Source organism: Kitasatospora sp. NPDC024654 (assembly GCF_055559155.1).
Genome location: NZ_JBVHLF010000007.1, coordinates 48752 through 58682 on the forward strand (window position 1 = coordinate 48752; position 9931 = coordinate 58682).

A 9931-nucleotide genomic window follows, 5' to 3' on the forward strand; every position below is an offset into this window, starting at 1 on the left:
GGGGGGCGGCGGGGGGGTGTGTTTGTTGTTGGGGTTGGTGTCCTTCCGTGCGACGGGGGGGGGGGAGAGGGAAACCCCCCCCCCCCCCCCCCCCCCCCCCCCCCCCCCCCCCCCACAGGCACGCTAGATCAGGAATATCAACTGACCGGCTCGACGCTCTCACCAGGCGCTCGACCGCTCACCCGTTCGGCCTCCAGAGCGCTCTGCAGGATCACCACGGCCGCCGCCTGGTCGATCGCCGCCCGGCCCTTCTTGGCCTTCACACCGGAGGCGCGCATGCCCTGGGCCGCGGTGACCGTGGTCATCCGCTCGTCGACCAGGCGGACCGGCACCGGAGCGAGCAGCGCGGCCAGCCGCCCGGCGTAGCCGCGCACCTTCTCCGCCGCCGGCCCCTCCTTGCCGCTCAGCGAGCGGGGCAGGCCGACCACCACCTCGATGGCGTCGTACTCCTCGACGATCTCCTTGAGCCGCGCCTGGGAGCGGCCCCCGGCGGGGACCGTCTCCACGGGCGTGGCGATCAGCCCGTCGGGGTCGCAGGACGCCACCCCGATCCGGGCGTCACCGACGTCGACGGCGATCCGCCGCCCCCGGCGCCAGGGCTTGGGTTCCGAACCGACAGACACGGGTGACTCCATCAGGCGGCGCGCTCCGCGACCAGGGCGCGCACGGCGTCGATCGCCTCGCCGACGGCGGCCGGGTTGCTGCCACCGCCCTGCGCCACGTCGTCCTTGCCGCCACCGCCGCCGCCGAGCGTCTTGGCCGCGGTGCGGACCAGCTCGCCGGCCTTGACGCCACGACCGCGGGCGTCCTCGTTGGTGGCGATCACGGTCAGCGGGCGGTCGTTCACCACGGTGAACGCGGCCACCACGGCCGGGCGCGAGCCCAGCCGGTTGCGGACGTCGAGGACCAGCTTGCGCAGCTCGTCCGCGCCGACCCCGTCGGCGACCCGGGCCGCGACCAGCGCCACACCCCGGACGTCCTCGGCCGAGTCGGCCAGCCCCGCGGCGGCGGCCAGCACCTTCTCGGCACGGAACCGCTCGATCTCCTTCTCGGCGTCCTTGAGCTTGGCGAGCATGCCGGAGATCTTCTCCGGCAGCTCCTCCGGGCGGCCCTTGACCAGGTCGGTCAGCTGGGCGACCACGGTGTGCTCGCGGGCCAGGAACTTGTAGGCGTCCACGCCGACCAGCGCCTCGACCCGGCGCACGCCGGAGCCGATCGAGGACTCACCGAGCAGCTTCACCAGGCCCAGCTGGGCGGTGTTGCCGACGTGCGTGCCACCGCACAGCTCCTTGGAGAAGTCGCCGATGGTGACCACGCGCACCGAGTCGCCGTACTTCTCGCCGAACATCGCGATGGCGCCCTGCTTGCGGGCCTGGTCCATCGTCATGACCTCGGCGGTGACGTCCAGCTCGCGGCTCAGCACCTCGTTGATCTTCTGCTCGACGTCGGTCAGCACGGTGCCGGGCACGGCGGCGGGCGAGCCGAAGTCGAAGCGGAAGCGGCCGGGGGCGTTCTCCGAACCGGCCTGCGCGGCCGTGGGGCCGAGCGCGTCGCGCAGCGCCTGGTGGGTCAGGTGAGTGGCGCTGTGGGCACGGGAGACCGCGCGGCGGCGCTCGATGTCGATCGTCGCGTACGCCGAGGCGCCGAGCACCACCTCGCCGAAGAGCACTCCGCCGGAGTGCACGATCACCCCGGGTACCGGCTGCTGGGCGTCGCGGATCTCCACCACCGCGCCGGAGTCCAGCCGGATCCGGCCGTGGTCGGCGAGCTGGCCGCCGCCCTCGGCGTAGAACGGGGTGCGGTCCAGGATCAGCTCGACCTCGTCGCCCTCGGTGGCCGCGGGGGACGGAACGCCGTCCACCAGCAGGCCGACCACGGTGGCCTCGCCCTCGGTGGCGGTGTAGCCGGTGAAGACGCTGGCGCCGGACTTGTCCGCCACCTCGCGGTAGGCGGCGACGTCGGCGTGGCCCATCTTCTTGGCCTTGGCGTCGGCCTTGGCGCGGTCCCGCTGCTCCTGCATCAGACGGCGGAAACCGGCCTCGTCCACCTGCAGGCCCTGCTCCTCGGCCATCTCCAGGGTGAGGTCGATCGGGAAGCCGTAGGTGTCGTGCAGCTGGAAGGCCTTCTCACCGGAGAGGGCGGGGTGGCCGGCCTGCTTGGCCTCGGTGACCGCGGCGTCCAGCAGGTTGGTGCCGGTGCGCAGGGTCTGCAGGAAGGAGGCCTCCTCGGCGACGGCGACCGTCTCGATCCGCTTGCGGTCGCTCTCCAGCTCCGGGTACTGCGGGGCCATCGCCTTGATGGTGGTGTCGATGAGCTCCTTGGCCACCGGAGCGGTGGCGCCGAGCAGGCGCATGTTGCGGATCGCGCGGCGCAGGATGCGGCGCAGCACGTAGCCGCGGCCCTCGTTGCCGGGGGTGACACCGTCACCGATCAGCATCACCGCGGTGCGGATGTGGTCGGTGACCACGCGCAGCGAGACGTCGGACTTGTGGTCGGCGCCGTAGGTGTGACCGGTCAGCTCGGCGGCCCGGTCCAGGATCATCCGGCTGGTGTCGATCTCGAAGAGGTTGTCGACGCCCTGCAGGATCGCGGCCAGCCGCTCCAGGCCGAGGCCGGTGTCGATGTTCTTGCTCGGCAGGTCGCCGAGGATCTCGAAGCCGTCCTTGCCGTCGCCGTGGCCGCGCTCGTACTGCATGAAGACCAGGTTCCAGATCTCCAGGTAGCGCTCGCCGTTGACGGCCGGGCCGCCCTCCTCGCCGTAGGCGGAGCCGCGGTCGTAGTTGATCTCCGAGCACGGGCCGCACGGGCCGGGCACGCCCATCGACCAGAAGTTGTCCTTCATGCCCAGGCGCTGGATGCGCTCGGAGGGAACGCCAATGACCTCACGCCAGATCCGCTCGGCCTCGTCGTCGTCCTGGTAGACGGTGATCCAGAGCCGCTCCTTCTCCAGGCCGTAGCCACCGTCCGCGACGGGAGTGGTGAGCAGCTCCCACGCGTACTTGATGGCCCCTTCCTTGAAGTAGTCGCCGAAGGAGAAGTTGCCGCACATCTGGAAGAACGAGCCGTGCCGGGTGGTCTTGCCGACCTCCTCGATGTCCAGGGTGCGCACGCACTTCTGCACGCTGGTGGCGGTCGAGAAGGCGGGCTTGACCTCACCCAGGAAGTACGGCTTGAACGGCACCATGCCGGCGTTGACCAGCAGCAGGGTGGGGTCGTCGGCGACCAGCGACGCCGACGGAACGACGGTGTGGCCGCGCTCCTCGAAGAAGCGCAGCCAGCGGCGGCGGATCTCTGCCGACTCCATTAGTGGTCCTTCCGGTTCTGGGTACTGCCCCGGCCCGGTTCGAGCGGGCGGGGTGTTGACGCGATGACGTGGGGGGTGGTGCGCGACGGGGGCAGGGCGGCCGCAGGCGTGCCTGGGGCCGCCGAGATAGCTCGGTACTCACCGCCGCGCGGGCCGGACGGCCGGCGGCGCGACGGCTCCAGCACGGCGGTGCCGTCCAGCCCCAGGTCGGTGCGGAGCTGCTCCTCGCGCTCGGCCATGCCGGCCCGCACGTCCAGCGCGAACCGCTTGGCGGCGTCACCGAGGTGGAGGGCACCACGCGCGGCGGTGCCGGAGAGGCTGTCGGGGGTGAGCCGGCGGGTCGCCTCGTTGGCCTTGTTCATGGCCCAGACGGCGGCGCCGGCGCCGACCGTCATCCAGAAGATGCGTCGAACCACGGTGATCAGCCCTTCACGGCTCGCCGGACACGGGAGAGCAGACCGCCCCGGCGAGGAGCGGTGGCGGCCCGCACCTCGGCCCGGATCATCCGGGCCAGTGCCTCGTGCTCGGCACTCTGCCGAGGCAGCGTCAGACCGGCCTGCTGCTTGCCGACCGCCTTGCGGACGCCGTAACTGAAGGCCGCCATCTTGACCAGCGGGCCGCCGAGGGTGGCGGCGACGGTGGAGGAGAGCGCGTTGGCGTTCGCGGCCGCGTCCTGCACGTTGGCGGTGATGTCGTCCACCCGCTCCAACTGCTGGTGCGCGCTGCGCACCGCGTCGCTGGCGTCGGACAGCAGCGGAACGGCCTGCTCGGTGACGGCGGAGACCAGGACGGTGGCCTCCCGCAGCACCTTGGACAGCCGCACCAGCACCACGGCGAGCAGGGTGACCAGGACCGCCCAGCCCACGGCCACGATCAGGCCGGCCAGCTCTCCCACGGACACCTCGCGTGCTCCCTTCGCTCCCTAGGAGGGAACCCTATCGCGCCCGACCCGCTTGTCCCGACCGGATAACCGCTGGCGAAGCCCCTCGTCGCGGCGTAACCGAGCGGCGGGGGACCTCGTTGGGCCGACCAGGTTCCGGAAACCCCGGGAACAGCAAGAGAGGTGGCCGTGTCGGAGGAATCCCCAGGACCCGGCGGGCAGCTTCCGGCCGAGGTCACCAGCTTCGTCGGGCGCGAGGCGGAACTGGCCGCACTGGCCCGGCTGCTCGGCACCGCGCGGCTGGTCACCGTCACCGGTCCGGGCGGCGTCGGCAAGACCCGGCTGGCGCTGCGCGCCGCGGCCGGGGCCGCGGAGGACTTCCCGGACGGTGTGCACCTGGTCGAGCTGGGCCACGTCCAGGACCCGGGGATGCTCGGCCACGCGGTGCAGGAGGCGCTGCGGCTGACCGACTCGACCGCCCGGCCACCGGTCGAGGTGCTGACCGAGCAGCTGGCGGACCGTCGGCTGCTGGTCCTGCTGGACGGCTGCGAGCACCTGGCGGACGCCTGCGCCGCCCTGGTCTGCGCGCTGCTGCGGGCCGCGCCGCGGTTGCGGGTGCTCGTCACCAGCCGGGAGAGCCTGCGCACCGCGGGCGAGCACCTGCTCACGCTGGCGCCGCTGGCCGTGGACGGCGTGGACGGCGAGCCGGCGGAGGCGGTCCGGCTGTTCGCCGACCGGGCCGCCGCCGTGCTGCCCGGCTTCGCGCTGACCCCGCGGAACAGCGCCGAGGTCGCCCTGCTCTGCCGCCGGCTGGACGGCATCCCGCTGGCCGTGGAGCTGGCCGCCGGGCGACTGCGGGCGCTGTCGGTGGAGCAGATCGTGCTGCGCCTGGACGACCGGTTCCGGCTGCTCACCGGCGGCGAGCGCGGCGCACTGCCGCGACACCAGACGTTGCGCACCACGATCGGGTGGAGTCACGAGCTCTGCGACCTGCAGGAACGTTTGCTCTGGGCCCGGCTCTCGGTCTTCGCCGGCAGCTTCGACCTGGAGGCCGCCGAGTACGTCTGCGGCGGCTACGGGATCGACCCGGAGGCGGTCTTCGACCTGCTCGCCGACCTGGTGGTGAAGTCCGTGGTGCTGCGCGAGGAGGACGTCCGCGCGGCCGGCTACCGCCTGCTGGACACCGTGCGCGAGTACGGCGCGCAGTGGCTGCGCGCCGGTGGCGAGGAGCACCGACTGCGCCGCCGGCACCGGGACTGGTACCTCGGGCTGGCCGTCTGGGGCGAGGCCGAGTGGTTCGGCCCGCGCCAGGTGGAGACCGCCGAGCGGACCGGGCAGGCGCACGGCAACCTGCGGGCCGCGCTGGAGTTCAGCCTCAGCGAGCCGGGCGAGGAGCAGCTCGCCCTGCTGCTGGCCGGGACGCTCTGGTACTACTGGGTCGGCTCCGGTCACCTCGGCGAGGGCCGGCACTGGCTGGACCGGGCGCTGGCGCTGGCCCCGGCGCCGACCGAGGCCCGGGCCAAGGCGCTCTGGGTGACCGGCTACATGGCCACCCTGCAGGGCGATCCGGGCCGGGCGCTGCCCGCGCTGGAGGAGTGTCGCCACCAGGCACTGGCCACCGGCGACGACCGGGCGCTCGCCTACGCGCTGCACCGGATGGGCTGCGCCGCCCTGATCGGCGACCAACTGCCGCGCGCCGCCGAGCTGTTCGAGGACGCGCTGTGGCACTACGAGACGATCGACGAGCTGAACAGCAACGTTCTGATGGCGATGTTCGAACTCGGCCTGGCCGCCCTGCTGTTGGGCGACGAGGAGCGCGGCGAGCGGTGGATGAGCCGGTTACGCGAGGTCTGCGAGGAGCACGGCGAGCAATGGGCGTACGCGTACGGAATGTACGCGATGGCCTACTCGCAGTGGCTGGCCGGGGACGTCCGGCAGGCTCGGGCGCACGTCCTCGAATGCGTGCGACTCAACCACCTCTTCCGCGACCTGGTCGGGATCGTGCTCGGCCTGGAGCTGCTGGCCCTGCTGGAGACCGAGCCGGAGCACGCTCCGGACCTGGTGGAGGCCAGGCTGCTCCAGGGCGCGGCGCACCGGATCTGGCAGGCGGTGGGGATCCCGTTGTTCGGCTCCACCACCTTCAACACCCCCCACCGGGAGTGCGAGGCACGGGCCCGGGCCGGACTGACCGAGCGGGAGTTCGCCGAGGCGTTCGCCGCGGGGACCCGGCTCGACCTGGACGCGACGGTCCGCCGGGTGCTGGACTGCGACACGGTGCGCTGAAGGCCCCGGGCGCCGGAACGGGCGGAGCCCCCGCGGCCCGAAGGCGGCGGGGGCTCCAGTGCCGGTACGGGGTACCGGCCTCGCGGGTCAGCGCGAGTAGTACTCGACGACCAGCTGCTCGTCGCAGATCACGGGGACCTCACGACGCTGCGGCAGGCGGTCCAGGCGGAAGGCCAGGGCCTTGAGGTTGACCTCGAGGTACTTCGGGGTCTGGCCCTCACCCGCGTAGCCACCCTCACGGGCGACCTGGAACGGGACCTTCTCCTTGGACTTGTCCTTGACCGTGACGACGTAGCCCGGCTTCATCTGGAACGACGGCTTGTTGACCTTGGTGCCGTTGACCTGGATGTGACCGTGCACGACCATCTGGCGGGCCTGGTAGATGGTCCGGGCGATGCCGGAGCGCAGCACCAGCGAGTCGAGACGGGTCTCGAGCTCGGCGACCAGCACCTCACCGGTCTTGCCCTCGGCCTTGCGGGCGCGGTCGAAGGCGCGGGCCATCTGCTTCTCGCTCAGGTCGTACTGGGCGCGCAGACGCTGCTTCTCGAGCAGACGGACCTTGTAGTCCGAGTTCTGCTTGCGGCCACGGCCGTGCTGGCCGGGCGGGTACGGGCGAGCCTCGAAGTACTTGACGGACTTCGGGGTCAGCGGAACGCCCAGGGCACGAGCGATCTTGACCTTGGGACGCTTCTGGTTCGCCATGGAACCATTACCTCTTTCACGTTGCGAATACGGCTTCACCAGGTGTTGACGGAGGTCGCCTCTCGCGGTCCGGAGAAACCACCCGAGGGTGATCAGCCGCTCTCCGGGGCCGGGCACGGACGTGCTTGCACACGGGTGGCCCACCGCCGCGAAGGTGGTGGGCTGCCCGCGACACCGAAACGGTGCGCGACGCTCCTGGCGGCACCCCTCAGGGGGCCGCTGGCCGGTGTCCCGCTGGTGCGGCCGGTCGGTCGGGCTCGCGCTCGCCGCCGTGCCCGGGACATGGCACTCCGACGAAGTATACCGGCTGCCGGGAGCCGGGGTTCACTCCCCCTTGAGCTTGCCGCGGGTCCACTCGACGATGTCCGCGTAGCGGGCCTCGCCGCCGTGCCGGGTCGGCCGGTAGTACTCCCGGCCGTGCACGGTGTCCGGTGCGTACTGCTGGGCCGCGATGCCGCCGGGCAGGTCGTGCGGGTACTGGTAGCCCTTGCCGTGGCCGAGCCGGCCGGCGCCGCCGTAGTGCGCGTCGCGCAGATGCGGTGGGACGGCGCCGGCCAGGCCCTGCCGGACGTCCGCCAGCGCGGCGTCGATCGCCAGGTAGGCGGCGTTGGACTTGGGCGCCAGGGCGAGCGCGATGGCGGCCTGGGAGAGGATGATCCGGGCCTCCGGGAACCCGATCAGCGCCACCGCCTGGGCCGCCGCCACCGCGGTGGGCAGCGCGGTCGGGTCGGCCAGGCCGATGTCCTCGCTGGCCGAGATCATCAACCGGCGGGCGATGAACCGTGGGTCCTCCCCCGCCTCGATCATCCGAGCCAGGTAGTGCAGGGTGGCGTCCACGTCGCTGCCGCGGATCGACTTGATCAGCGCGCTGGCCACGTCGTAGTGCTGGTCGCCGTCCTTGTCGTAACGGACGGCGGCCTGGTCGACCGCGCTCTCGGTGCTGGCCAGCGAGATCACCGCCTCGCCCTGCTCCAGCGCCGCGCCGGCCGCCGCCTCCAGCGTGGTCAGCGCCCGCCGGGCGTCCCCGCCGGCGAGCCGGACCAGGTGGTCCTCGGCCTCCTCGCTGAGCTCCAGCCGCCCCTCCAGGCCGCGCTCGTCCAGCACCGCGCGGCGCAGCAGGGCGCGGACGTCGTCGTCGGTCAGCGACTCCAGGGTGAGCAGCAACGAGCGGGAGAGCAGCGGGGAGATCACCGAGAAGTACGGGTTCTCGGTGGTGGCCGCGATCAGGGTGACCCAGCGGTTCTCCACCGCGGGCAGCAACGAGTCCTGCTGGGCCTTGGAGAAGCGGTGGATCTCGTCCAGGAAGAGCACCGTCTCCTGGCCGCTCATGCCGACCGCGCGGCGGGCGCCGTCGATCACCGCGCGGACCTCCTTGACCCCGGCGGTGATCGCGGAGAGTTCGACGAACCGGCCCTCGACGGCCCGGCTGATGACGTGGGCCAGCGTGGTCTTGCCGGTGCCGGGCGGCCCCCAGAGGATCACCGAGCTGGTCGCGGCCGGCCCGTGGGCCCCGGACACCAGCCGCCGCAGCGGCGAGCCGGCCTGCAGCAGGCGGCGCTGGCCGGCCACCTCGTCCAGGGTGCGCGGGCGCATCCGGACGGCCAGCGGCGCCCGGCCGGGCTCCCTGCTCTGGCGTTCCTCGGCGGCGGCGGTGAAGAGGTCCGGTTCGTCCACCCCGTCAGCCTATGCGAGGGGTCGGACAGCCCTACTTCTTCCGGTGGGCCGCCGGCTTCTTCCGGTGAGCCGCCGACTCGCGCAGCTCCGCCGCATGGTCCGGGACGTACTTCTGCAGGTCGCGCGGCGGGCGCTGGTAGCCCTTGGAGGGCGGCCGCGGCGGCAGGTCGACCGGAGGCACGGCGACGTCCTGGTACCCGACCGTGGAGAGCAGGTGGGCGATCATGTTGATCCGGGCCCGCCGCTTGTCGTCGCTCGCCACCACGTGCCACGGCGAATCCGGGAGGTCGGTGTGGATGAACATCTCGTCCTTGGCCCGCGAGTAGTCCTCCCAGCGGGTGATCGACTCGGTGTCCATCGGGGAGAGCTTCCAGCGGCGCATCGGGTCGTTCAGCCGGGCCCGGAACCGGCGCTCCTGCTCGGTGTCGCTGACCGAGAACCAGTACTTGCGCAGCAGGATGCCCGCCTCGATCAGCATCCGCTCGAAGGTCGGGCACTGGTGCAGGAACTGCCAGTACTCCTCGTCGGTGCAGAAGCCCATCACGCGCTCGACACCGGCCCGGTTGTACCAGCTGCGGTCGAAGAGCACGATCTCGCCGGCGGCCGGCAGCTGCTCGACGTAGCGCTGGAAGTACCACTGGCCGCGCTGGCGCTCGGTCGGGGCGGGCAGTGCGGCGATCCGGGCGAAGCGGGGGTTGAGGTACTCCGTCACCCGCCTGATCGCGCCGCCCTTGCCCGCCGCGTCCCGGCCCTCGAAGAGCACCACCAGCCGGACCCCCTCGGCGCGCACCCACGTCTGGAGCTTCACCAGCTCGGCCTGCAGGCGCAGCAGCTCCTTCTCGTAGGGCTCCTTCTTCAGCCGCGGCTGGTGAACGGGCTGGTCGGTCACGGCGGGCCTCCCGGGGCGGGGTCTGCTGATCCCTCACCGTAGGGCCGCGCACCGAGCGGCGCAGTCCGGCAGCGGCGAACGGGGGCATGCCCGGGCAGGTCCCGACACGACCGAGGGGGGGGGGGGGGGGGGGGGGGGGGGGGGGGGGGGGGGGGGTGTGGGGGGGGGGGGGGGGGGTGGGGTGGGGTCGTGTGTGGGG

Annotated in this window: 8 protein-coding genes; 1 reads left to right on the forward strand and 7 read right to left on the reverse strand. The window is 72.6% G+C overall.

Translation table 11 applies throughout. The annotated features are described in order from the left end of the window. Positions 1-137: 137 nt before the first annotated feature. From ruvX to ACZ38L_RS06405, 4 genes are read right to left on the reverse strand one after another with little or no spacing between them, the layout of a single operon-like run. Positions 138-623 carry a Holliday junction resolvase RuvX gene (ruvX, locus tag ACZ38L_RS06390; protein WP_396565910.1) on the reverse strand — a complete coding sequence of 162 codons (486 nt, stop codon included), beginning with the start codon at positions 621-623 and terminating at the stop codon, positions 138-140. Between the two features lie 11 nt (positions 624-634). Beyond that, positions 635-3304 (reverse strand): alanine--tRNA ligase, encoded by a 2670-nt coding sequence (alaS, locus tag ACZ38L_RS06395; protein WP_465689791.1) that lies wholly within the window; start codon positions 3302-3304, stop codon positions 635-637. Continuing rightward, positions 3304-3720, reverse strand: coding sequence for a DUF6167 family protein (locus ACZ38L_RS06400; RefSeq protein ID WP_465689793.1), 417 nt, complete (start codon positions 3718-3720; stop codon positions 3304-3306). Before ACZ38L_RS06400 ends, alaS begins: the two co-directional genes overlap by 1 nt. A 5-nt stretch (positions 3721-3725) precedes the next feature. Next, positions 3726-4205: a DUF948 domain-containing protein gene (locus ACZ38L_RS06405; protein ID WP_465689795.1), complete on the reverse strand. Its 480-nt coding sequence runs from the start codon at positions 4203-4205 to the stop codon at positions 3726-3728. Between the two features lie 168 nt (positions 4206-4373). On the opposite strand from ACZ38L_RS06405, the gene ACZ38L_RS06410 reads away from it, so the two are divergent. Further along, positions 4374-6467: an ATP-binding protein gene (locus tag ACZ38L_RS06410; RefSeq protein WP_465689797.1), complete on the forward strand. Its 2094-nt coding sequence runs from the start codon at positions 4374-4376 to the stop codon at positions 6465-6467. 87 nt (positions 6468-6554) lie between these two features. On the opposite strand, the gene rpsD is transcribed toward ACZ38L_RS06410, so the two are convergent. The 3 genes from rpsD to ppk2 form a co-directional block, all read right to left on the reverse strand. Next, a complete protein-coding gene (gene rpsD, locus ACZ38L_RS06415) occupies positions 6555-7169 on the reverse strand; it encodes a 30S ribosomal protein S4 (RefSeq protein WP_465689799.1) in 615 nt (204 codons plus the stop codon). Positions 7170-7493: 324 nt separating this feature from the next. Beyond that, the gene (locus tag ACZ38L_RS06420) at positions 7494-8843 is read right to left on the reverse strand and encodes a replication-associated recombination protein A (protein ID WP_465689801.1); all 1350 of its coding nucleotides are present in this window, start codon (positions 8841-8843) and stop codon (positions 7494-7496) included. 31 nt (positions 8844-8874) lie between these two features. After that, entirely contained in the window at positions 8875-9732 is an 858-nt protein-coding gene (gene ppk2 / locus ACZ38L_RS06425) for a polyphosphate kinase 2 (RefSeq protein WP_465689803.1), read from the reverse strand. Positions 9733-9931: the final 199 nt, after the last annotated feature.

What these genes read in the sequence shown, in the direction of transcription:
- alaS (WP_465689791.1), bottom strand. Translation starts at nt 3,304, where the DNA reads ATGGAGTCGGCAGAGATCCGCCGCCGCTGGCTGCGCTTCTTCGAGGAG.
- rpsD (WP_465689799.1), bottom strand. Translation starts at nt 7,169, where the DNA reads ATGGCGAACCAGAAGCGTCCCAAGGTCAAGATCGCTCGTGCCCTGGGC.